This is a genomic window from Chryseobacterium sp. X308 (genome assembly GCF_020733145.1).
Taxonomy (GTDB): domain Bacteria; phylum Bacteroidota; class Bacteroidia; order Flavobacteriales; family Weeksellaceae; genus Chryseobacterium; species Chryseobacterium cupriresistens.
The window spans coordinates 214,641-239,730 of sequence record NZ_JAJFZH010000002.1; the positions used below are offsets into that span (position 1 = coordinate 214,641).

A 25,090-nucleotide genomic window follows, 5' to 3' on the forward strand; every position below is an offset into this window, starting at 1 on the left:
CTTTTTGATTTAATTTTTAAATAAGTTCAGATCCACAAATTCTCCCATTCTTCTGTAGCCAGCCTCATTGGGATGAAGAAAATCATGGTCGTGCATATCGTTTAAGATGACTTCCGGATTTTCACTTTGCATTTGTTTTGCAAAATCTATGACGGCATCAAACTTCCCGCTGTTCCTGATCCAATCGTTTACTTTTTTCCAGGCCTCGATACGGAAAGGTTTGTCGTAGAATGACTTTCCGAAAGGAAGAATCGTTGCTCCGTACACTTTGATCCCATTAGCATGTGCCTTATCGATCATCACCTGGTAAGCGGCAATCAGTTCTTCTGTTCTTTTGGAAGCGTCATCAGGATCTCTTGTTCCTCCCAGATCATTCACTCCTTCCAGAATGATCAGCCATTTTACGCCCTGCTGATTGAGGATGTTATAATCGAAACGGTCTAATGCTGTAGGACCCAAACCGCCACGCACTACGCAATTTCCACCAATTCCGAAATTAAGGACACTTACATTCCTGGTAGAAGGATTTGCCAGTAATTGCTGAGAAAAAATATCCGGCCAGCGATTCTGTCTGTTGGTTCCCGATCCTCTTCCGTCGGTAATGGAATTTCCCATAATAGCCACCGCATACGAAGGTTCACCGGTCTTTACATCAATGTTAAAAAGTGAATACCAATGATCTGTTTTTACAGGATTTTTAAATACTGAAGCATTGGCCTGCTCACCTTTTACAATAAAAGAGGTTGTTCTTGAACCCGGATGTCCGGTGACAGATTGGGTTACTTTTCCATAGGAAATGGTAATGGCCAGCAACGAATTAGGCTTCAGATTAAAGTTCACTTCATCAGAATAAATATCAGATCCGGGAGCAATTTTAAAATTGTTTTTCTTCTCAAACGTTAATGTCCTGATAGTGGCTGCATCCACATTGCTGCTATCGGATGGCACGGCAATAGAAACTGTTTTTACTGCAAGGCTGTCTACAGAATATTTGTTGGAGAAACGTAACCGCAGTTTTTTCCCACCTACAGATACACGCACAATCTGACGCAGGGTGTTCCCCGAAAGTCCCGGTTCCGGCGGAAGGTTTTTGGGTTCCACCAATTGGGGAGCTGTTACCCAAGTGGTAAGCCAGCCGTCTTTGGAAGACTGCTTTTCCAGACTCTGTGAGGAAGAGCAGGAAATCAAAAATCCCGAAATGATGAAGAGGTATAAGTTTTTGAAGCGCATTTTTCCTTTTTTTATTTTATTAATCTCTAATTTCTTACTACAAATCCTCCGTTCGGCTGAATTTCAATAGTAAAATCACCTTTTGCATTCATTTTTAGTTCTTTTTCTGACGAATTTCCCTGCGCATCATCATTAATGAATCTAACTGTTTTCCCTGCAAACATCGGAAGCTTTATTTTCAGTTTTTGGGATTGTTTTTCAGCATTTACACCAGCAACATACCATTGATCCTCATGTCTTCTCGCAACCACGGCATATTTCCCGGGATAGCCGTCTATGAAAACTGTTTCATCCCAAAGTGTTGGAACTTCTTTCATAAAGCTGAGCTGAAATTCCGGAGCATCGGTCAGATTATTCGGCATGATGCCAAACATCTGAACGGGATTCTGAAACAATACTGCCGTAGCCAGCTGAAAGCCGTCAGTAGTATGCCTTTTATTTTTATCCCTGTTGGATTTTGTTAAATATTTGTTGAGGAAAGTTCCGCCAAACTCCATGCTTCCCACTGTATTTCTGATGAAAGGATGAAGCGTGGCAAAAAAAGCTTCCTGCCTGCGTACATCTTCTGAGAAATAGAGCATTTCTGAGGCAAGAACGGCTTCGCTTCCTGCATAATTCGGGTACATTACTTCCCAGCCTCTCGGTAAAGTAGCTCCATGGAAAATAATGGTTAGTCCAAAATTATTGGCATCTGACAGAATATCTTCGTAAAGACGCATGGTTTCCTGTTTGTCTCCTCCGAAGAAATCCACTTTCAGTCCTTTTACGCCTGCTTCTTTCAGCCATTTCATTTCCTTTTTCCGTTCAATGGATGAGCTCATTTTATTTCTAGGTCCCATGGGTGCATCATTCGCAGCACCGTTGGAATTATACCAGAGTAATACGCCGACATTTTTCGATTTTGCATATTGAATAAGCTCTTTCATGCGATCTTTACCTATATTTTTATCCCAAAGCGCATCCATAAGAATAAACTGATATTTCAGCGCAGCAGCAAGGTCTATGAATTTCACCTGATCATCATAATTCATACTGTTATCCTGCCACAGAATCCAGCTCCAGGTAGATTTTCCAAACTGATACTTCTGTGATGGCTCATACAACGGCTCTACGACATCAAAAGGAATCGTGGTCTCCACAATAGGTTTCAAAGAATTCCCCACTGTAATCGTTCTCCACGGTGTTTTTCCGGGAAGTGAAACAGCTGCTCCGGTACTTCCGAAGCCGTTATTTTCAGCAATATTCGGATATGCTACTTTGTAAAGGCTTTTTTCTGCTGTGGTTTCAAGGTGTGAAGCACAATACGAACTGTTCACTCCAGTCTCGGAAAGTAATACCCAGCCTTCATTTCCGATATGGAAAAGACCAGGGAAAACGTATCCGTAATCGGATGGTATTCCCAGCTCAGCATCAGCTTTATAACCACTTTCATAACTTGGCGCTGTGCGGGCAAATCCCGTCATCGGCTTCATCATAGGTGAAAGAAAAGTAGTCGTCTGTGACGGGAATCTGTACCCTGTGGTTTCTGACTGTACCACAACACTCAGCCGCTCTTTCATCGGTGGAATATTATAGCGGAAAGCAATATTGTTGTTGCTCACCTGAAATTCAATGCCTATTTCATGCTGATCTGTATTGATGAAATTAACCGATAAAGTATTGGCTTTGTAATCAATCTCAGATTTTTTGATTTTTTCGTTCGTATATTTCTTAGAAATGATATCTTTTTTGCTGTCGGTAAATTTCAGATTCTTTGAAAAATCGGACTCATTGGTTACCAAACCCAGCGGGGATTTTTCAAGCATTGTTTTTCCCTGAAGGATAACATTATACAAGGCTTTTCCCTCTTCTGAAAAAACCTGAAGCTTCAGGTGTCCATCCGGACTTGAAATCTCTGCTACCTGCGCAAAGCTTTTGCTGATCAGAAACAGGCTGAATACGATATATAAAACTTTTTTTCTCATAATTAATTATTTTCAAGAAAGGTCCAGTAATCGAAATACATAATATCTGTTGAGGCTTTTCCATTGAATACAAAGTACAGATCATGAATACCGGTAATTTTTTCAGCCATCTGAACTTTTACGGTTTCCCAGCGGTCATCTCCACCAGTCATCGGAACCTTTACCGTTGCGGCAACCGGTCCGTTCACAGCATCCAGATGAATGGTCATTGTTACTTCACTGTTATGGGTAGTTCCTACTCTTGCAGAGAAAGCACTAGCTCCTTTTTTCCGGAAATCCACATTCTTTACACTGGTATACGCTCCATTTTTCTTTGCTTTGATGAAAACACCAGCCTCTTTATTCTGATATGATTTTACATTTTCCGACCAAGCAATCATTTCTGCCTGATTGAATGAATAAGGATTAACTGCTGCGATAGCTTTTGTAATTCCATTAGTCATTTTAAATGGCGAAATAGAACCGTCTTTATTGAATGTAAGCTCTTCCAGACTTACCGATCTTGTAAACCCGCTTCCGCCCGGCAATGCCCCATTGTGATAAAAGAAATACGTTTTCCCGCGGAAATCAATAACACCGGGATGATTGGTGAATGACTTCCCTTCTGTAGGCATCACAATTCCTCCATATTTCCAGGGGCCCTGTGCTGTTTTACCTGTAGAATATCCTATGAATTCAGGAAGCGGACCGCCCGGCCAGAAAAGATAATACAGGTTTTTTCTTTTGTACAGCCATGGGCCTTCTTCGTATTTTGTAGGTCTTTCCGGGTTAGGTTTGCCATCCCTTTTTCCAAATGATTCTTCGGTCATCGGAACTTCTGTAATATTCCCGGAATAGGAGATCATATCTTCATTCAGCTTTACGTATTTAAGCTTAGGATTTCCCCAGTACATATGGGCCTGTCCGTCATCATCCACAAAAACGGTTGGATCAATATCTCCCCATTCGCTCTGAACAAGAGGTTTTCCCAGCGGATCATGAAAAGGCCCCAACGGACTGTCGCCAACAGCAACCCCTATAGCGCCTTTGTTATTGGTTTTGGACCACATCGGAACGTATAAAAAAAACTTTCCGTTTCTTTCTACACATTGTGCGGCCCAAGCATCGCGTTTCGCCCAGTCGAAATCTTTATACGAGAGAATTGTTCCGTAATCTGTCCAGTTCACCATATCGTTGGTGGAATACACTTTCCAGTCGTTCATGGTAAACCAGGTGGAATCATCCTCATCGTGTGTGGTATACACATACAGCCTGTCATTGTACACCATGGGTGCCGGATCTGCAGTATAATTGGTCTGAATAATAGGGTTCTGAGAAAATAATATTCCCGAATATCCTGTTAAACAGAGATTAAGTATTGCCTTTATTGTTTTTTTCATATTTAACTTTTATTTGAGCACTAAGGCTGCTATCGCCTGTAGAAGCTAAATGGTTGAATTATTAAGGTTTTCGAAATTTGGTTTCTCATATTGCTATAGCCATTTTAACCACCCCGTCAAAAAATCTTTGATTTTTTGCCACCCCTCCAAAGGAGGGGAATTTTTATCTTATTTTTTCTGGAAGCTCCAGTAATCGAAATTAAATAACTTTCTTCCTGCCGTAATATTTTTCCCCTGGAACACAAAATATACATTGTGAACACCAGAAACGGATTCTGAAATTTTTGAGGTCAGGGTTTTGAACTCTTCCCAGCCACCGGTTCTCGGAATCTCAATCTGGGCTATTTTCGGTCCTTTAACATCATCCAGATGAACTTCCAGAATACCACCATCGATTCCTGCTGCAACGGAAGCTGAAAATGCAGAAGCCCCTTTTTCAAAATCCACCGAACGTACTTTGATATAGCCTCCGGTTCTGGCATCAGAGACATACACTCCGGTTTTTTTGTTTTCGGAAGTGCTGCATTTTTCCGACCATGCCATAGTTTCGGCTTCGGTTCTCTGATATGGATTTAAGGTTCCAGCCGGAGCTACACCTTCTTTGGTCATTATAATCTTCGGAATAGTCCCGTCAGCATTATATCTGAATTCTTCTACAGCAGTTGAACGTCCATAGCTTCCTCCGGCCGGCAATAATCCGGTATGGTAAAACAGGTAGGACTTTCCTTTGAAATCAATAATTCCGCCATGGTTGGTAAAGCTGTTGGTCGGCTGGTCGGTCATTATTTTTCCCTGATATTTCCACGGCCCGGTTGGCGATGGGCTGGTTGAATAGGATAAACATTCTGTTCTTCCGGTCATTCCGGCGTACATCATATAATATTGATTGTTTCGCTTGTAAAGCCATGGTCCTTCTACATATACATCATCAAATTTTTCCTGCTTTTGCAGAACCTCATCACTTTTCCCGGGACGTCTCAGCCCGCCGAAAGCTTCCACTGATTGTGGAATTTCTGTGATTTTCCCCTGGTAGGAAGTCATATCTTTATTGAGTTTCACATAAAATAATTTACTGTTTCCCCAATACAGATAAGCCTGTCCGTCATCATCTATAAAAACCGTCGGGTCAATATTATCCCAGGTTCCGGTTGAAATCAGAGGTTTTCCCAAAGCATCTCTGAAAGGCCCTGTAGGACTGTCAGACACCGCAACCCCAATAGCCATATTGTTGTCAACGGTCTGTACACAGATATACCAGTAGAATTTACCGTTTCTTTCAATACACTGTGCTGCCCAGGCTCTGTCCCGCGCCCAGCTGAAAGACTCTAAAGAAATAGGCGAACCATGGTCTGTATAATTGACCATATCTTCCGTGGAATACACCCGCCATTTGGTCATTGTATAAAAATCAAATCCCGGCTGATCATCCCCTGTATAAACATACATTTTCCCTTTATAGACCATGGGAGCCGGATCTGGTGTAAAATGAGTCTGAATAACCGGATTCTGCGCAGAAATACCAATCCCTGCCAACAGAAAAGAAAGTGTGATATATTTTAAGTTTCGTTGATTCATATCTTAATCTTAATTATTTGAGTGAAATGAATTTATAATAAGCAACACCATGCGCCGGAATATCCAATGGAAGACTTTTTTTGTCTGTGTTGATTTCTGCAATATTCTTCTGTCTCCAAAGGTCTCGCACCGTCTGAACTCCGGAAATTCCTAATTTTTTGAAATCTTGATATGACAGCTTTACTTTTTCTCTTCCGAAATTGGCAAAAGCTACCGCTTTGCTTCCGTCTTCCAGTTCTTTGACATAAATTCTGAGTTCGCCGATGGTCTGCAAGCAAACGCCCTGTTTTCCCAAAGCATCCTGATTGACCGCGATAACCTCATCATTCGTCAGAAGGTTTAAGGTAAAATCATCCAGTTTCTCAAGGTCACAGCCAATCAGCAACGGGGCTGAAAAAATGCTCCACAGACTCATATGAAGATACTGTTCATCAGGCTTCAACCGGCTCTGATGTGGATTTCCCCAACCGACAACGCCAACAACCAGCATATCCGGATCGTTCCGGTTTCCGGGTTTCGCAAAAGGAGCTGCCTTGTCCTGAGCAAGGGCAATATTCTTTACGCTTGACCAGGTATCTGTAATATCGTTGGTGGTACGCCAGGATTGTGCATTGACCTCATCACCCCACTTCCACACATCACCCATTCCATATTGGCAGAGGTTGTACACGATGTCTCTCGGCTGCTGCTTCAAAAGGCTTCCCATCAGTCTGAATGGTTTCACGCCTTTATCCAAATCTCCGCCTCCTTGAAAAGCAAGAGAAGGAATTTTATCGGGATCATTATCCGGCAGCCCGTCAATTACTCCGCCATAGCTACACCAGTCGTATTTCAGGTAATCAACGCCCCATTTGGTATAGCTTTCAGCATCCTGTTTTTCGTAACCGTAGCTTCCGGCACATCCGCCACAGGTCCATGGACCGGGGGAAGAATAAATTCCCATTTTCAAGCCATTGTTATGCATGTAGTCTGCAAGGCCTTTCATATCCGGAAATTTGGAATTGGTCAGGATATAACCATTTTCATCACGCATTTTTCCCTGGAATGAAGGGTCTTTTCCATCCCTGTTATACTGCCAGGAATCATCGATATTGATATAATTCCATCCGTGATTGATCAGTCCTGACTTTATAAGGGCATCTGCAGCACGCTTCACTTTGTCGGCAGAAACTTCATGACCGAAGCAGTTCCAGCTATTCCAGCCCATTGTAGGCGTGAGGGCTATTCTGTCTCCACATTCTATTTTTAATTTTTTTGAAGCTGAACCTTTTGCATTCTCGGCAGTCAATACAACTTCATAATTGCCTTTTGTTTCTATTTTTCCGGTAATAATTCCGGTTTGAGCATCGATTTTTAAACCGTCGGGAAGATTTTTTGCTGAGAAAGTCATCGGTCTTTCCCCTGTTGCCGGAATCCTGAACAGCAATGGCGAACCGGGGCGGACTCCATAAACTCCAGGGGAATTGATACGGGGAAAAGCTGCAGGTGCAGGTGTTAAAATGTAAGGTTCCGAAGCAACAGGATTAAATGTCTGTAAGGTAGAAGCTCCCGTTGGTTCAAATTTGGCATTGACCCAGTCGGCATGATCATAATAAGGACCGTTTCCGCCATCGGTAACTACGAGTTCCAATTGCTTAATCCCCACCAATGAAACAGAAACCGGCTTTGCCTTGTCTCCCAGGTGCATAACGCCGCTGGACCAGAGCTTTTTATGGTCTCCGTAAATTTCAAATTCCACAGCAGGATTCTGTCCTTTGATTTCATCATCTATTCCTACCAAGGCTGAGAATTTTTTGACTTTACCATCTAATTTAATCAGTAAGGAACTTTCAGCGTGTGTTCCAAAACCTCTGTCAAATGTTTCTCCGGCAATGGTCAGTTTTTTTCCGTCTACAGAAGTATTAACTCCCGGCTTTCCGTGCCCCTGAGTGGCCACACTCAAATCTAACTTATCCAGCCAAACGGTTGACTGTGCATTTAAACAGTATCCGGCAATTAAAAAACTGAAAATAAAGACTTTAAATCTGAACATTTTTAAAATTGTAACTGATATATTAATATAACTCATAACAATGACTTAAGTTTTGGCTAAAGCCAATCGTATTCTTTCTTTATAAAATGGGCTAAAGCCCATTCCTATTGATATTCCTGAATCCAGCTTTAATTTTCATTAAACTTCCACCAATCGAAATAGAAAAGATCTCTATCTCCTCTGAATACGAAGTACAGATCATGAATACCTGTAAAAGTTTTAACAGGTGTTTTAATGGTTTTGAAAATGTCGCCTTCTGCTTTTTCTGTTACTTTTACAATTCCTAAAACCGGCCCGTCGACCGCATCAGCATGAATTTCTATATTTCCTCCATACAATGCTGCTACTGAAACTTCTATCGATTGAGCTCCTTTAGAAAAATCCACACCCTGAACCTTTAGATAATCTCCATTATTGATGGATGAAACCACCATTCTATCGGTGATTTTTTTGCCCGTATCATAAGGATTATTTCTTTCCCACTCGGTCATTTTCTCGGTTTTCAAACCTTCACTAAATGCGATAGTTTCTGCTTCTACTTTATTGTAGGGATTGAGGGTAGCAATTCTTTGCACGCCCTCAGGGTCCCAGAAAGGTAATTTCCGGATAGTCCCGTCAGCATTGTATTTCATTTCGCTTACACAAACCGAACGGCGTTCGTAATGTTTGCTCATCGTCTGTTTCCCGATATTATAATTGAATCCGAAAACATAAGTTTTCCCTTTATAATCAATAATTCCCGGATGGTTTCCGTTGGAACGTTTGTCACTGTCCATAATCATTCCTTTGAATTCCCAGGGTCCGGTTGAAGATTTTCCCATTGCGTAGCCGATTCCTTCAGGACAGCAGGTTGATGCATAAGCCAGATAATAATTGTTCTTTTTCTTCCAGACCCAAGGTCCTTCCTGGTAATGAAACGGATCCGGAGAACCTTTCACTTTAGCTATTGAAGGATCTTTTATGATATCTCCATTTACGGAAATCATATCTTCGTTCAGCTTAACGTACCAAAGATTAGGGTTCCCCCAATAAAGATACGCCTGTCCGTCGTCGTCAATCAGAACGGTTGGATCTATATCATCACCTGAATTTTTCACCAAAGGCTTTCCTATGGGATCTTTGAATGGACCATACGGACTGTCGGCCACTAAAACCCCGATCCCCATATTGTTCGGCATTGGACAATACATATAGAATTTTCCTTTTCTTTCTACAACCTGTGGTGCCCAGGCACCATTGTCGGTATTTACCCATTTAAAATCTTTGAGCGAAGCCACTACACCGTGGTCTGTCCAATTGACCATATCTGTGGAAGTGTATAGTAACCAGTCTTTCATTTTGAATCCGAAAGCATCGTCCTCATCATGGCTCGTATAAAGATAAACCGTATCCTTATAAACCATCGGTGCCGGGTCGGCAGTATATTTGGTTTGGATAATCGGATTTTGGCCAAAATAAACCTGGAAAAACCCTAATGCTATTATTAAACTTAAATTTTTCATATTCAATATTTTAAGTTTATTTAAAATGAATATCTGTTTTTTGCCCTGAATAATTTACCGTTTTCTGTCGGCCATCAGGAAGAATCAGAGTAAAACTTCTTGTCTCAATCATTCCTTGGTACTTCCCCTTTCGGGAATCTATTGTCAGTGTTTTTGATTTTTCGTTCCAGTGAAAAGGTATTTCCGTATAGGCTCCTTTTTCATAATTATAGTTATCGAATTCGTCTTCGTATAAAATAAAATCAGTATCGCTTCCCGGATAAACTTTTATGGTAAGATGATCCCATTTTTTTTCAGTGGCATATTGTACATCAGGCCCCAACGGAATGATAGTTCCTGCTTTTGCATACAAAGGAATACTCTGAAGATTAACAGATTTCTGAATTTCCTTTCCTCCGCTCTGTTTTTCATTGGTCCAGAAGTCGAACCAATCCGTTCCTTCCGGGAGATAAACTTTAACGGTTTTATTTTGGCTAAAATCTATGTTGGTAACTGAATTATCCTTATTGCCGTCGGTTTTATTCCAGCCTTCATTTTCATCGGTTTTAACTGTCTTTTCAGGAGTATATTGGGCATTGAGAACCGGCGCCACCAACAATGATTTTCCAAAAAGATATTCATTATTCATATCCCATGTTTTTTTGTCTGAAGGAAAATCCATGGAAAGAGCTCTCATAAAGCTGGACCCGTTTTTTGAAACATTATGGGAAACAGAATAGATATACGGTAACATACTGTAACGCAGTCTGATGAATTTTTCTATGGCATCATAAACAACGTCTCCTTTATTCCCAAACTGATAAATTTCTCTCGCAACATCAGTTCCATGCGAACGCATCATCGGGGTAAAGGTTCCATACTGCAGCCATCGGACATACAGTTCCTGGAACATTGGATTTTTTGGACCTCCATTTCTTTTATACACACCAGCAAAGAAACCTCCGATATCGGAATTGAAATTCGGATTTCCGGTAAGGCTGAAATTCAATCCTGCCGGTACCTGTTTGCGTAATGTTTCCCAGGAAGAATTGACATCGCCGGACCAGGTATTGGCTGCATATCGCTGCTGGCCTGCAAACGCTGATCTTGTTAAGATAAAAACCCTTTTATCACTAGTAGCTTCACGCTGATGGTCATAAACACCGCCTACCGTCATCAGCGGATAGGCGTTTCTTACTTTTCTGAATGAGCCAAGATAGGTTTTAGTGTCCAGATCTTCCGCTTTCTGGCTGAGATGATCGGGTTCTGTTGAGTCCATCCACCAGGAATCCACTCCCAGGCTGAAAACGCCTTTGTTCAGGTATTTCCAATATATATTTCTGGCTTCAGGGTTGTACGCATCATAAACACGGACACCGGAAGGATAATTCATATCCGGAGGCCAGACATCACGGCCTGATTCCGGCCAGGTACTGATGTTGAAAAGCATACCCTTTGGATCCATTTCACGGTACTGTTTGGTCATTGGCCCGAATGATGACCAGATGGAAACCGAAAGATGGGCATTCATATCATGGATCTCCTGTACCATTTTTTTAGCATCCGGAAAATCAGGGCTTATGAAATCCATCGCGTTCCATTGGTAATTATTTCCCCAGTATTGCCAATCCTGTATGATTCCGTCTAAAGGAACTTTCAGATCACGGTATTTTTTAACCACCTCTGTCAGTTCATTCTGGCTTTTATAACGTTCTTTGCTTTGCCAGTAGCCATATGTCCATAAAGGAAGCATGGGTACATTTCCTGTAAGGTCACGCATTCCGGCCACTACTCCATCGGCATTTTTTCCATAGATAAAATAATAATCTATACCATCTCCCACTTCAGATGAGAAAGAGGTTTTCTGAGGTGTATCGGTAAATTGAGTTGGTGAATAGTTATCCCAAAAAACACCATATCCTTTTACAGACTGGAAAAAAGGCACAAAATCCCAGGTGTTATTCTGAATCATTTTTACATCGGTATTCCGCTGGGACATTTTTTCATTTTGCAGAATTCCCAGACCGTAAACAGGTTCGTCTTTTTCAAGCTGAAAATCCTGTCTTACGGAATAGGTCTGCGTTCCGGCATCATTGAATGGCTTGAAGTCATTTGCGGTTTCTTTCAAAAGCTCCTTTCCGGATGGTAATGTATAAGTGATCACTCCATTTTTAGTATTAATAGAAAGCAGGAGGTCATTTGTTTTTAATGAAATAACATTATTTTTTTCTGAAACTGAGAATTTGATTTTCTGCTCCTGCTTAATGACCGACAAACTATTTTTGACAAATAATCTGCCTGCGGGATATTTAATAATCCTGATCGTATTTTCTCCATAAAATTTCACTTCAACATTCATATGATCAGCAGAAAACTTCAATCCTGAATCTGTTTTCTGATAAGACTGTGCACTGACATTTACCATTCCGGAAAACATGATGATCGTAATAATGGAAGTTTTGATGTTCATCTTTGTAAAGCTCATTTTATTTTAAATTTGAATTATTATATCATTACCTTAAAACATTGAAGCTGTTGCAACTTTTATATTCATTATTTTTAACCGCAAAAGACACAAAAGTTTTAAACTTAAGTTTTTTGATTCCTTCTTATATGAACTTTTCTGCAGTTTCATTTTAAACTTACTTAAGCGCACTCAAGTGGCTTTAAATAAAAGCTTTTGTGACTTTTGTGGTTTTATAAAGTTAAGCCACTTTATTATTTAAAAAGTACCTGGGCAAACTGATGCAGACTATTTCTCCAAACCGGCCATGTGTGACCTCCCGGATAATCGGTGTAAGAATATTTAATTCCTATTTTATCCAGTTCTTTCAACATTTTCTGACCGTTTTCATAAGCAATATCATCTTTTCCACCCATTGAAATCCAGAAATTTCTGATGTTGGATGAAAAAGCAGATTTATTTTCATTTAAAAATTTGTACTGTTTATCGGCAACATCCTGAAGCATCGGCAACATATATCCTGAGCTGAAAACTCCCAAACCAGAAAACATATCTGAATTCTGAATTCCGGCATACAGCGTATAAATTCCACCCATGGAAAGTCCTGCCAATGCACGGTTTTCTTTACCTTTTTTTATCCTGTAATTGGATTCTGCAAACGGAATGATGGATTCCTTCAGCTCTTTTTCAAACATCTGAAGATTGCGCTCTCCAAAGTTCCGGATTCCGCCCTGTCCGATATTGGCGTCCGGCATAATGATGACCATTTTTTTTGCTTTTCCTTCTGCGATGAGATTATCCAGAATCAGATTGGTTTTGCCCTGGTTGGCCCAGCCGCTTTCATCTTCACCTCCACCATGTAAAATATACAGTGCAGGATAAGATTCAGCAGGGTTCTGGTCGTAACCCGGTGGCGTGTAAATAAAAACTCTTCTCCACGAATTGGTGACTTTGGAATAGAAATTTTTAATCCGGATATCTCCATGAGGGACGTCTTTTAATGCATAGAAATCATCTCCTTCGAAAGGAATATCTATTCCACTGGCATACCTTCCCATTCCGTAGAATGTTTTGCTGGACGGGTCAGCAACCGCAACCCCATCAATCAGCAGGGAATAATAATGAAAGCTTCCGCTTTGCGGATCAGTTATACCTGTCCAAAAGCCGTCAGCATCTTTTTTCAGGTCATATTTTTTCCCTAAATCAATCTGAACTTTTTGTGCTTCCGGTGCCTTCACTTTGAACATCACTCTTCCGTCCGGAAGGATTTGAGGATACTGGGCATTTCTTATATTGGTTGCTGCAGGAGTTCCCAAAACGGTAAATCCTTCAAACTTAGTTTTGTCAACGGGCTTAAACAGCAGCTGTGAAAAGATGTATAAATCATTTTTCCAAACCTTAAAATCGTGGCCGCCCGGTTCTATATAAAAGATATGAGGGATTTTATTTTTTCTCAGATAATCGCTGGTTCTCTTGCTGAAAGGCATCAGCCCGTCTGCATCACCGCAGGAAATAAAGATCAGCTTCAGTTTTAACGCATCCTGTGGATTGGGTAAAAGCTTATTGGGTTCTTTTGTATTGGGTGCAGAAGAAAATGCGCCCAGCCAGGCAAACTTACCGATGTTTCCGAAAGCAAAATTCTGTGTCTGTCCGCCTCCCATTGACAAACCTGCCAAAGCACGGTTTTCACGGTCTTTTTTAACCGGATATTTTTTCTCTACAAACGGAATCAGATCATTCAGCAGATCTTTTTCAAAAGTTGCAAAAGCTTCCACTTTATCCTGAGCCATTATATTTCCTGTCGCTCTGTCATCCTTCATCGCACGGCCATTGGGAAGTACTACAATCATCGGCTGCAGTTTTCCCTGTGCATACAGATTATCCAGAATAATATTGGGTTTTCCCTGGTTGAACCACTCTTTTTCATCCCCGCCAATTCCGTGAAGAAGATAAAGAACGGGATATTTTTCACCTTTTTTGAATCCCGGCGGTGTGTAAACCAAAGCTTTTCTTGTTGTTCCAACAGTTTTTGACGAATATTGAATTGTGTCAATTTTCCCGTGGGAAATAGCAGCATTTTCCACATCGAAACCCTGCGGCGCCTGCTGATCAAGAGTTTGTGCGGAAACAAATATTCCCGACAAAACAAGTCCTAAAGCCAATATAACTGATTTATTCATGATTTTTATTTGTATTTTTTACACTTATTATTCCAGATAAAAAAATAATAGCAAGGCTGTTTTAAAGTTTTATAATTGATTATTTTTAACCGCAAAAGGCACAAAAGTTTTAAACACTTTAATCTTTTCAGAGCCAAACTTCATGTGTAATAAGTACACCTAAGTTTTGTGAAAATCTTTGATTTTCATCTTATGTGAACTTTTCTGCGATATCACTTTAAACTTACTTAAGTGAACTCAAGTGTTTTAGAATGAAACCCTTTGTGACTTTTGTGGTTAAATAAAGTTTAAACAACCTAACATTAATTCTATCTATTTACAGCAGACTTTTATCTGTTCTGATTTTATTTTCCAGCTTCACTGACTCTGAAAAAGTCCACATCTACAAATCCTCCGGTATTTTTAGTGGCATAATTAAAAACTGCGAATTTCGAACCCATAAAAAATCTACGGTAATCAAAGATCATTTTGTAATCTTTTGCCATTTCCGTCCAGTTCTTTTGATCAGTACTGTAATAAAAGTCTGCAAGATCTTTCCCGAGGTTAAAATCAGCATCAATACGGAGAAAAACCTTATCCGAATTGAGAGGAATCCGTTTTTTCTCTTCTTTTTTTACCGCTGTAATGGCTTTTGTCTTATTGTCCAGGCTCACTTCATTGGTTGAAAAAACAATGAATTTTTCTTTGCCTTCCTTCACTACTGACAAGATTCCGGAGTCTCCGTTGAAGGCACTGAACCCAGCAACATCACCCTCTTTCATTCCTTTAAGGTCTATTGCGACAACCGCTGAAGAGGTTGGACCTTCCATTCTCTGGGTCAAGGTATTGGGTGCCGCGTACAGATTGTCTACTACCCTGCTGGTTTTCAGTCTCAGAAAGCCTTTTCTTTCTGATAAAGACCAGGCTTCATTCACCGGATTATGATTCCATTGCCATTGAATTTTCATTTTTTTGTCAGAGAACTCATCGCTTTCCACCAGATGATTTTTGGGTTTGAATAGCGGAAGCGGAACTTCTCCTTTCAAAGGAACTTTTCCGTTATCCCCCAGTACCGGCCAGTCATTTTCCCATTGAACAGGCAACAGCAGCGGAACACGTCCTACCCCGTTTCTGTCCTGGAAAATAAGGGAATACCAGTTTCCGTTTTTGTCATCAATCAAAGCGCCTTGTCCTGCATAGGAAAATCCTAAGAAATTATCTTCCAGGATTACTTTTTTTTCGTAAGGGCCTGTCACTTTATCTGCCCTGTAGACGACCTGGCGGCGTTTCCCGTTTCTTGGCCAGGATATCATCATCATATAATATTTTCCGTTTCTTTTGATGATCTGATTACCTTCCAGAAGTCCGGTTTCCGAAGCATCTTTCTGAAATACCTCAGTTCCATCCGGATTTCCGATCACTTCTTTAAAATCAGGACTCAGTTCAAAAACTTTGTTGGAAGTGAAAACATATACTTTTTCATCATCATTAAAAAACAGTGAAGCATCATGAAAATGCCGTGTTCTGGTGATGAGTTTCCATTTTCCTTTTTCGGGATCATCAGTCATATAGAAATAGGATTTGAAAGGTTCATCATTCGGAGAGAATAAAACGTAATATTTCCCTTTATGATAGCGGATTGAAGAAGCCCATTGGCCTCTGCCGTAAACAGTTCCGTTCAATAAATCATATTTCGAGTTGTCATTCAAAGTATCGAAAACATAGCCGGACATTTCCCAATGTACCAGATCCCTGGAATGCATTACCGGAGCTCCGGGCATTAAATGCATGGTGGTACTGATCAGGTAAAAATCATTTCCGTTTCTGGTAATGGATAAATCCGGTGCATCTGCCCAGATGATGGGATTGGTAAATGCAGTACTTTGTTTTCCGGAAGGATTTACCTGGGCTGAAAGAAGATTCAGCCCGATAAATCCCAATAAAGAAACTATATAAGATTTTTTGATTTTCAAGGTTTTGATATTTTGGTTCGATTTGATTCTTTTCAGTCTTAAAAGGAACACTTCGACAAGCTCAGTGTGACATTGCTAATACTAACTTAATTCGGTATAATATCATTGGAAGATGTACTGTAAAGCCCGATAAGGCTTCCTGTGAAGCCGCCCGCTACATCGGTAGAAAGGATATCTCCTGAAACCGGTCCGCCAAGGTTTTTATAATTCCTGCCATCCAGTGAATAATTAAAGCTATGTTCATCTTTATCGGCAACAACCTGCAGTTTAACAGGTTTGGATAATGAAATTTTCTCGCTGGCGATCAGCTTTGATTGTCCTTTTTCTGTTCTTTCCAATACGATGTAGAAATCTTTATCTTTTTTCGTGATTCCGAAAACATAATTGAATGTTTCACTTTGATAACAGGTAATTCCTGCCAGCTCTTTTTCTGATTTAGGTTTGAAATCAAGCGTTACTGACGTTTCAAAGTCTTCGTGCTGCAATCTGTGGAATAATGCCGAAACCGGAGCCAACGATTTGATATTAGTCTCCATAGGATTCACTTTTACGCCATTTTTCGTGGCAGTAATGAAATTCTCACGCGGTCCGCGCATCGCAATCCATCGGAAATCAAGATTTTTATCGGTTAATTTATCGTTATAGGTAAAGTTTCCATTCGGAAAAAATCCGTTTTGCCCGGTTTGATTCTGAACGCCTTGTGGCATTTTCAATTTTGGTTTCATTGGAACCAGGCCATTTTGGAAAACAGGATACGTTCCGCTCCAGTCTACAGGAAGGATGAACGTTTCACGGCCTTTGTTAACACGGTTATTTACATTCGGTCGAATTGCTAAAAATACACCATACCATTGTCCGTTCGGACCTTCCACCAAATCTGCGTGACCTGCCCAATCCACTTTTTCCTTTCTGTCTCTCGGAAAATATCTTTGTGTAAGAATTGGATTATTTTTAGCAGGAACAAACGGTCCTTTCGGAGAATCTGCCATAAAAATCACTTCGCTATGGTTGCCTCCGGTTCCGCCTTCTGCACACATCAGATAATATTTCCCTTTGTATTTGTACAAATGCGGACCTTCAATCCAAATGGGTTTTTGAGAAAGGTCGACTCCACCGTTTACGATAATTCTGTCTGAACCTGCAACAACCTGATCTTTTTCCAGATCATAATCCCACATTTTGATAACGCGGTGACCGTTGTATTGTTCGGTTCCTTTTGGTGGTGCATCGTTATGAACAATGTAAGCTTTTCCATCATCATCAAAGAAAATAGCAGGATCAATACCATCAAAATTCAGTTTCTGAACTTCGCTCCATCCTTTTGCCGGATCTTTGGTTTTTACGACCATATTTCCGATACCACCTGCAAACTGAGTAGTAATCATATAAAAAGTATCGTTATGCTTATTGTATTTGATATCCGGTGCATAAATTCCATGCGAAACGCCCGAATTTTCAACTTTAAGCTGGGAAGGCCTGTCTAAAACGTGTCCCACCTGCTTCCAGTTTACCAGATCTTTAGACGTGAAAATCGGAACGCCCGGAAACATTGAGAAAGAAGAGTTTACCAGGTAATAATCGTCGCCTTTTTTGGTGATGCTTGGATCGGGATAACAGCCCTGTAAAATCGGGGAATAAAACTCGTCCGGTTTAAGAGGGTTGTCATTATATATTTTATCGTTTCCATGGTAGTTGAAGTCGGAAAAAGTCTGTGCAGAGATGTTACTGATGGAAAGTAAAGCTGCCACTGCAATAACATGGGTTTTATTTCTTAAAAAAACAGGATTCATTAGACTCTTTTTCATATATAGATTTTTTAGTTTTTATTGTAAATAGATTTAGTTTCAGATTGTCCTTCAGCGCTTTTATCACTCCATTTTAATGTATATATCTTTCCTGCATCAGTAGGGAAATCATAGATAAGATCGGCTTTAATTTCAACAGGATTCAATTTTGCCTGATCAGAAATCAACGGTTTTGGAGTTTCCGGAATTTCAAATAAAGAATTCGGATTTTTACCTTCTGCTTTTCTCAGTTTTGTGTTTCCGGAAAGCTGCATTTCATTCGGAAGCCTTATTCTGCAGTTTCCTCCCAATCCTGATTTTATAGTGATTTCTTTAGCTTTATTATTTTCCCAGATAATACTGACTTCGAAACCTCCATAGGCTTTCAGCCCGGAAATGCTGCCGTTTTTCCACTCAACCGGAAGTGCGGGAAGAATGTCTATAAAACCGTTTTGAGTCTGCAGAAGCATTTCGGTAATCCCGGAAGTGCAGCCGAAATTTCCATCAATCTGGAATGGCGGATGGGCATCGAAAAGATTCGGATACGTTCCGCCTTTGCTGCCCCAACCGTCTTTTTCTACCAGCGTTAACTGATCTTTGATTAATTTATTGGCGTGATTCCCGTCTAATAATTTAGCCCAAAGATTGACTTTCCAGCCCATTGACCAGCCTGTGGACACGTCTCCGCGGTGAACGAGTACGGTTCTGGAAGCATCCAGCAATTCCGGTGTAGTAAACGGACTGATCTGGTTGGAAGGAAATAATCCGTACAAATGAGAAACATGCCTGTGGTTGTCTTTAGAATCGTCCAGGTCTTCCATCCATTCCTGCAATTGTCCATAGTTTCCGATTTTCATCGGTGGTAATTTTGAAATAATAATGTTCCAGACCTGAATTTTGTCTGAATCTATACTGAGAATCTGTGCCGCCTTTTTTGTCTTGGTGAACAGGTCGAACATCAACTGATTGTCCATTGTATTTCCCGCTGCCAGAGCACTTCCCTGGTGTCCCTGCGGAATATTTTCGGGAGACATTGACGGGCTTGCTACCAGCCAGTGATGTGCAGGCTCTTCAATCAGAAAATCTTCATAGAACTGTGCTGCAGATTTCAGAACAGGATAGATGGTTCGCAGATAGTTTTTGTCTCCGCTGTATAAATATTTTTCCCACAAATGCTGTGAAAGCCAGGCTCCGCCCATCGGCCACATTCCGGCATTGGCAAAATCCACCACCCCTGTTATTCTCCAGATATCGGTATTATGATGCGCTACCCAGCCACGGCTGTTGTACATTGTTTTTGCCGTTTCTTTTCCTGTTTCACTCAAATCTTTTATCATCCGGATAAGCGGTTCATGCATTTCAGAAAGATTGGTCTTTTCTGCCGGCCAGTAATTCATTTCCGTATTAATGTTAATGGTATACTTGCTGTCCCAGGCCGGTTTGTTGGAATTGTTCCAGATCCCCTGCAGATTGGCAGGCTGGCCGCCCGGCTGAGAAGAAGAAATCAGGAGATAACGCCCGAACTGATAATATAATGAAGTAAGTTCCGGGTCATAACCCGCTGCAAAATTTTTAATCCTGATATCCGTTGGATTTTTCGAAGCTTCAGAGGTTCCTAAGTCCAGATCTACTCTTTTGAAATAGTTCTGATAAGCACTCAGATGGCTTTGAAATAGGGTTTTGAAATTTTTATTCGCTGCTGCTTCAATATATTTTTTGCTTTTTACAATTTCGTCTGTATTTAAATTTTTATAGTCTGTAAAATTAGTGGCTATGGAAATAAGAATCATGACCTCATGAGCATTGCTTACTGAAATTCCGTCTTCTGAGATCTGGGTTTTGCCACCTTTGGTCATGAGTTTTGCCAGTGCATTGAACTTCACCTGCCCCTGAATGCCGTCTAATGTGGAAGAAACCCCATCCATCTGTAAAGTAGTGGCATCAATGGCTTTGACTTCCTTTTTGAGTTCGCTGTTGAATTTTGCTGTAAAGTTCAGTGCATTCCTGTGATCTGAACTTAATTTAATAACGATTACATGATCAGGAATTGAGGCAAAAACCTCCCTTTTAAAATTAATGCCACCAGAGGTAAATGTAGTGGTTGCGATTGCTTTTTCGATGTCCAGTTCTCTGTAATAATTTCTGATATCCTTAAGGTTATCCATATCCAGCATAAAATCGCCAATATTCTGGAATGCTGAGCCGTGAACTGTTTTTGTTGTTAATCCTTTATCCGCAAGGATCTGAGCTCTTTTATAGTTTCCGTTAAATATATAATACCGGATGGAATCCAGTACTTTTGGAGCATCCGGATTATCATTCCGGGAAGGGCCTCCGGACCAGAATGTCCCTTCGTTCAGCTGAAGTTTTTCCCGATAAGGGTCTCCATAGACCATAGCTGCAATATTTCCATTTCCTATGGGTAAAGCTTCCACCCATTGTTTTGCGGGTTTATCATACCACAGCTTATACTTTCCTCCTTTCTGGGCAAAGGAAAATATACTGATCAGAAGACCTATGGTTATATAAAGTCCGGATTTCATTTTTACTTTTTAAACTTCAAACTGTATTATTGTTATACTAAACTGTTTTCTTTCTGTTAATCAACAAAATGAGTCCCCAGGCTGCAACATATGAAATTCCTGCAATAAAGAAAATAATATTGTAGCCTCCGTTGATGTTTCCTGATTTTTTAAAAGCATCGAGAACAATTCCGATAAAAAGCGGAAAAATAATTCCTGCCGCAGAACCGAGCATTCCTCCAAAACCAATGACAGAGCTGACATAGCTGTTAGGCAACTGATCTCCGACCGTGGTCATAAGATTGGCTCCCCATCCTTGATGTGCAGCTGTTGCAAAGGCAATGATGATCGTGATCATCCACATATTATCTACATATTTTGAGAACATGACCGGAACCACCATCAAAGCAAACAATAACATGGTAATGCTTCTGGCCCTTCCAATAGCCCATCCTTTTTTGATCAGAAATGATGAGAGATATCCACCGCCAATACTTCCGATCGTAGTTCCGCCATAAATAATAATCAATGGAAGGGAAGGTTTTGTTAAATCCATTTTGAATACATCCGAGAAATACGCCGGCAGCCAGAACATGAAGAAATACCAGATAGGATCGGTTAACATTTTACCGATGGCAAATGACCATGTTACTTTATATTTCAGTAATTCCGATAAAGGAATTTTGGTTTTTTCCTCTGCTTTTTCAGCCTGATCGCTTTTTATGTACTGCAATTCTTCCTTGCTGATATTTTTGGCTTTTTCCGGTACGGTATAAAATTTCCACCAAAGAATAATCCAAACCATGCCCAAAGCACCAATCCATACAAAGGTCTGTCTCCAGCCGTAATGCCCAAGAATGAACGGAACCAATAACGGTGCTAAAATAGCTCCCACCGTTGCTCCTGAGTTAAAAATTCCCGTTGCCAGTGCTCTTTCTTTTTTGGGAAACCATTCAGCCACTGATTTGATGGCAGCAGGAAAGTTTCCTGCTTCACTGATTCCCAACGTGCTTCTCGCAATGATAAACCCGATGGTACTTTTGACAAGACCATGTCCTATCGAGGCCAAACTCCATACAATAAGAGAAACCGCATACCCGATTTTGGTTCCTACCTTGTCTATAAACCTTCCCATCGCCATATAACCGATGGCATATGTCGTGGTAAAAGCCATGACGATATAGCTATAATCTTTTTCATCCCAGCTGAATTCTTTTTCCAGTACAGGTTTCAGCAAACCCATTACCTGACGGTCAAGATAATTGATCGTAGTGGCGAGGAAGACAAGAGACAGCATCCACCATCTTATATTGCGGTTTTGAGGAGCCTGCATTGAGTTATTGATTAAGTTGTTGTAATAAATTTTTTGTTTTCAGCATCAGTTCTTCTTCATTACTATCTTTTCCGATGAGAGAGCTTCCCAACCCTGCCGCTATGGCGCCTCCCTTGAGCCATTCCCTGATATCTTCAGATTCGGCATGGATTCCTCCGGTGGGCATAAAATTCATTCCCGGAAAAACAGGTTTCACAGATTTGATGTAGTTCTTCCCTAAAGCATCTGCCGGGAATATTTTAACCAGTTTTAAACCGTTCTGATACGCAATATTGATATCGGAAGGGGTAAAACAGCCCGGAATCAAAAGGACATTTTTTTCGAGAGCATGTTTCACCAATGCCTCATTGATAACAGGTGTAATGATAAAATCTGCTTTTACGTTAGCATAATCATCCATTTCTTGTATGTTTTTTACCGTCCCGATTCCTAACAGAAGTCCCGGAAATTCAATATGGGAAATTTCTTTCAGCTTAGTGAAGTTTTCCAGTGCCTGATGACCGCGGTTGGTATATTCTATCACACGGATTCCTGCTTCGTATAAAGCTTTTACGATATTTTTTGAGACTTCAAACGATTCGTTATAAAACAACGGAACGATTTTCTGGTCTTTTATTTTTTGCAGTATTTCACTCATAATGTTTCGATATTAATGCTTTCATCAATGGTATCTCCCTTTACAAAAAGCTTTTTAAAAGCAACTTTTGTCGCATTCTCAAGGATCTGCTGATCAGGATTTCCTCTTAAAATTCCATGAATCAAAGCGGCCATGAAAGAATCACCGCTTCCTACCCTTTCTTCAATGGTATCTGAATTATATTTTTCTGAAATCAAAAGCTGTTCATCAGCAAATAAGGTGGCAAAGTAATTCACCTGTTCTCCGTTTGTAAAGCGGAAGGTATTCGCAATTTTTTCCACCTCCGGGAATTGTCTTCTGATTTCCAATGCTGTTTTTTCGGCCTGTTTCAGATGATTTTCATCATCAAATTTTCCATTAAGCTCATATTCAACAGGAATATTCAGGAATTTCTCCACAGACCAGATATTTCCCATAAGGACATTCACAAATGGCATGAGCTCATTAATTTTGTTAGGATTCTGATTTTGCCAAAGCAACGCTCTGTAATTCAGGTCGAGAGAAACCGTAATATTTCTTGTTCTGGCTTCTTTCATGATTTGCAGACATTTGCGGAATGCATTATCACTCAGAGCAGGTGTAATGGTAGTGATGTGCAGCCATTTTACCTCTGAAAATAGTTCATCATCACTGAAAGTTTCAAAATCCGATTGGGTAAAAACAGACGGAAATCGGTCGTACACTACTGAAGCGTTCTGCATATCTCCATCAGAAGAAAGGTAAAATGTTCCTATTCGCCCTTGAGTTTTTTCTGCAAGGACTTCTATTCCTTTATTGTTAAGCTGGTATTCCAGCTGGTTTCCTACGAAATTCTCCGGTAAAGCTGATAATAATTTCACAGGATTCTTCCACTGGGAAAGTGCTGCTGCCACATTATATTCAGCGCCGCCAACATACATCTTCAGAGACTGCTCATTCAACCAGTTTCCTTCGGAATCCGGGGCAAAGTGGAGAAGCAGTTCCCCGAAACATAGTATTTTAGCTGGATTCTGCATAGTATTAGATTTCAAAATATTTTTTGGTATTATGATAACAGATATCCTGAATGATCTTTCCTACCCATTTTTCATCATCGGGAAGAAGACCTCTTTCCATTTCACTTCCGAACAGATTGCACAAAAGCCTTCTGAAATAATCGTGTCTTGAGAATGACAGCAGGCTTCGGGAATCGGTCAGCATGCCGACAAAAGTGCTGATCAGACCGATATTGGAAAGTGTATTCATCTGTTTCGTCATCCCGTCGAGCTGATCTAGAAACCACCAGGCTGCTCCAAACTGTACTTTGGATTTAATGCCTCCTTCATTGAAATTTCCGGCAAGTGCTGCCAGAACTTCATTACATGCCGGATTCAGATTGTATATGATGGTTTTGGCCAGTTTTCCTTCTGAATTCAATGCATCCAGCAAAACGCTCAACCGCTGTGCATAATAGGGTTCTCCAATGGCATCGTATCCTGCATTGGCACCCATTTTTTTGAACATTTCTGAATTGTTGTTTCGGGTTGCCCCTACATGAAACTGCTGTACCCAGCCTTTTTCTGCGTACATTTTGCAAAGCTCTTTCAGCATATAGCCGCATAATGCATCGGGATCGGAAAATGTCGAAATATTCCCTTTCAGGAATTCGGAAAACTCTTTTTCAAGGTTTTGATTCCACTTTGTGGTATCCGGAAAATATTCAAAGCCGTGATCAGCAACTTTTGCTCCTGCTTCCACAAAATAATTGATTCTGCCCTGAAGCGCATTTAACAGATCAGAAGCTGACACGATAGAAAATCCACAGACTTTTTCAAGCTTTTTAATTCCTGAAAGATACTGTTCGGGATTAATCATATTGATATAAGCATCAGGGCGGAAAGCCGGAAGAACAGCTGTCTGGAAGCTGCTGCTTTTTAAAGCTTTATGATGAACCAGATCATCTGCAGGATCATCCGTAGTACACAACGCTTCTACTTTAAAATTCTGAATAATGGATTGTGGTAAAAAACCAGGTGTCTGCAGACTTTCATTCATCTGATGATACACCGTATCTGCATTATTGGGTGATAAATATTCGTTGATACCAAAAGGATTTTTGAGTTCCAGATGGGTCCAGTGAAACAGCGGATTGCGAAGGGTATAAGGCACCACTTCTGCCCATTTCATGAATTTTTCATAATCTGAAGCATTTCCGGAAATATACTGTTCATCAATACCAAAATTTCTCATGGCTCTCCATTTGTAATGATCACCATCCAGCCAGATAGCGTTTGGAGAACGGAAATTCTGATTAGCAGAAATAACATCCGGTTCCAGGTGATTGTGATAATCGATCACCGGCATGTCTTTGGCATATCCGAAATACAGATTTTCTGCCTTTGCTGATTCAAGCAAAAACAATTCTCCGAAAACGTTTTTATTTTTAATGGAATTACTCATTATTTATTTTTACAATCCTGGATTTTAATTAACTTGTTTACACTCTGCAAAACCACAAAAGTCACAAAAGCTTTGTTTTTAGAACACTTCAATTATGATTATGCAGAAAAGTTCACATAAGATGAAAATCAATGATTTT

15 protein-coding genes are annotated in these 25,090 nt (G+C 40.5%); all 15 read right to left on the reverse strand.

All coding sequences use genetic code 11. The features are described from left to right. Positions 1–9: 9 nt before the first annotated feature. Positions 10–1,230, reverse strand: coding sequence for an SGNH/GDSL hydrolase family protein (locus tag LIV57_RS03990; protein WP_227941515.1), 1,221 nt, complete (start codon positions 1,228–1,230; stop codon positions 10–12). A gap of 26 nt (positions 1,231–1,256) precedes the next feature. Further along, entirely contained in the window at positions 1,257–3,194 is a 1,938-nt protein-coding gene (locus tag LIV57_RS03995; RefSeq protein WP_227941516.1) for a glycoside hydrolase family 97 protein, read from the reverse strand. 2 nt (positions 3,195–3,196) lie between these two features. Next, positions 3,197–4,573, reverse strand: a complete 1,377-nt coding sequence (locus LIV57_RS04000) for a glycoside hydrolase family 43 protein (protein WP_227941517.1) — start codon at positions 4,571–4,573, stop codon at positions 3,197–3,199. Positions 4,574–4,741: 168 nt separating this feature from the next. After that, positions 4,742–6,148, reverse strand: a complete 1,407-nt coding sequence (locus tag LIV57_RS04005) for a glycoside hydrolase family 43 protein (RefSeq protein ID WP_227941518.1) — start codon at positions 6,146–6,148, stop codon at positions 4,742–4,744. Positions 6,149–6,161: 13 nt separating this feature from the next. Further along, positions 6,162–8,180, reverse strand: coding sequence for an NPCBM/NEW2 domain-containing protein (locus LIV57_RS04010; RefSeq protein WP_227941519.1), 2,019 nt, complete (start codon positions 8,178–8,180; stop codon positions 6,162–6,164). A 128-nt stretch (positions 8,181–8,308) separates the two neighbouring features. After that, positions 8,309–9,682, reverse strand: coding sequence for a glycoside hydrolase family 43 protein (locus tag LIV57_RS04015; protein ID WP_227941520.1), 1,374 nt, complete (start codon positions 9,680–9,682; stop codon positions 8,309–8,311). Positions 9,683–9,698: 16 nt separating this feature from the next. Next, on the reverse strand, positions 9,699–12,146 hold the full coding sequence (locus LIV57_RS04020; RefSeq protein ID WP_227941521.1) for a TIM-barrel domain-containing protein: 2,448 nt from the start codon (positions 12,144–12,146) through the stop codon (positions 9,699–9,701). A gap of 233 nt (positions 12,147–12,379) precedes the next feature. After that, positions 12,380–14,305 (reverse strand): alpha/beta hydrolase-fold protein, encoded by a 1,926-nt coding sequence (locus LIV57_RS04025; RefSeq protein WP_227941522.1) that lies wholly within the window; start codon positions 14,303–14,305, stop codon positions 12,380–12,382. Between the two features lie 344 nt (positions 14,306–14,649). Next, a complete protein-coding gene (locus LIV57_RS04030) occupies positions 14,650–16,257 on the reverse strand; it encodes a glycoside hydrolase 43 family protein (RefSeq protein ID WP_227941523.1) in 1,608 nt (535 codons plus the stop codon). 86 nt (positions 16,258–16,343) lie between these two features. Next, positions 16,344–18,062 (reverse strand): glycoside hydrolase family 43 protein, encoded by a 1,719-nt coding sequence (locus LIV57_RS04035; protein WP_227941524.1) that lies wholly within the window; start codon positions 18,060–18,062, stop codon positions 16,344–16,346. A gap of 11 nt (positions 18,063–18,073) precedes the next feature. Continuing rightward, entirely contained in the window at positions 18,074–20,584 is a 2,511-nt protein-coding gene (locus tag LIV57_RS04040; protein ID WP_227941525.1) for a glycosyl hydrolase family 95 catalytic domain-containing protein, read from the reverse strand. A gap of 37 nt (positions 20,585–20,621) precedes the next feature. Continuing rightward, a complete protein-coding gene (locus LIV57_RS04045) occupies positions 20,622–21,896 on the reverse strand; it encodes an MFS transporter (RefSeq protein WP_227941526.1) in 1,275 nt (424 codons plus the stop codon). 4 nt (positions 21,897–21,900) lie between these two features. Beyond that, positions 21,901–22,533, reverse strand: a complete 633-nt coding sequence (locus LIV57_RS04050) for a bifunctional 4-hydroxy-2-oxoglutarate aldolase/2-dehydro-3-deoxy-phosphogluconate aldolase (RefSeq protein WP_227941527.1) — start codon at positions 22,531–22,533, stop codon at positions 21,901–21,903. Beyond that, entirely contained in the window at positions 22,530–23,528 is a 999-nt protein-coding gene (locus LIV57_RS04055; protein WP_227941528.1) for a sugar kinase, read from the reverse strand. Before LIV57_RS04055 ends, LIV57_RS04050 begins: the two co-directional genes overlap by 4 nt. A gap of 4 nt (positions 23,529–23,532) precedes the next feature. Continuing rightward, the gene (gene uxaC, locus LIV57_RS04060; RefSeq protein ID WP_227941529.1) at positions 23,533–24,951 is read right to left on the reverse strand and encodes a glucuronate isomerase; all 1,419 of its coding nucleotides are present in this window, start codon (positions 24,949–24,951) and stop codon (positions 23,533–23,535) included. Between the last annotated feature and the right edge of the window lie 139 nt (positions 24,952–25,090).

Excerpts from the sequence above, each read along its gene's own strand:
- LIV57_RS03990 (WP_227941515.1), bottom strand. The coding sequence starts at position 1,230 with ATGCGCTTCAAAAACTTATACCTCTTCATCATTTCGGGATTTTTGATT.
- LIV57_RS03995 (WP_227941516.1), bottom strand. The coding sequence starts at position 3,194 with ATGAGAAAAAAAGTTTTATATATCGTATTCAGCCTGTTTCTGATCAGC.
- LIV57_RS04000 (WP_227941517.1), bottom strand. The coding sequence starts at position 4,573 with ATGAAAAAAACAATAAAGGCAATACTTAATCTCTGTTTAACAGGATAT.
- LIV57_RS04005 (WP_227941518.1), bottom strand. The coding sequence starts at position 6,148 with ATGAATCAACGAAACTTAAAATATATCACACTTTCTTTTCTGTTGGCA.
- LIV57_RS04010 (WP_227941519.1), bottom strand. The coding sequence starts at position 8,180 with ATGTTCAGATTTAAAGTCTTTATTTTCAGTTTTTTAATTGCCGGATAC.
- LIV57_RS04015 (WP_227941520.1), bottom strand. The coding sequence starts at position 9,682 with ATGAAAAATTTAAGTTTAATAATAGCATTAGGGTTTTTCCAGGTTTAT.
- LIV57_RS04020 (WP_227941521.1), bottom strand. The coding sequence starts at position 12,146 with ATGAGCTTTACAAAGATGAACATCAAAACTTCCATTATTACGATCATC.
- LIV57_RS04025 (WP_227941522.1), bottom strand. The coding sequence starts at position 14,305 with ATGAATAAATCAGTTATATTGGCTTTAGGACTTGTTTTGTCGGGAATA.
- LIV57_RS04035 (WP_227941524.1), bottom strand. The coding sequence starts at position 18,062 with ATGAAAAAGAGTCTAATGAATCCTGTTTTTTTAAGAAATAAAACCCAT.
- LIV57_RS04040 (WP_227941525.1), bottom strand. The coding sequence starts at position 20,584 with ATGAAATCCGGACTTTATATAACCATAGGTCTTCTGATCAGTATATTT.
- LIV57_RS04045 (WP_227941526.1), bottom strand. The coding sequence starts at position 21,896 with ATGCAGGCTCCTCAAAACCGCAATATAAGATGGTGGATGCTGTCTCTT.
- LIV57_RS04050 (WP_227941527.1), bottom strand. The coding sequence starts at position 22,533 with ATGAGTGAAATACTGCAAAAAATAAAAGACCAGAAAATCGTTCCGTTG.
- LIV57_RS04055 (WP_227941528.1), bottom strand. The coding sequence starts at position 23,528 with ATGCAGAATCCAGCTAAAATACTATGTTTCGGGGAACTGCTTCTCCAC.
- uxaC (WP_227941529.1), bottom strand. The coding sequence starts at position 24,951 with ATGAGTAATTCCATTAAAAATAAAAACGTTTTCGGAGAATTGTTTTTG.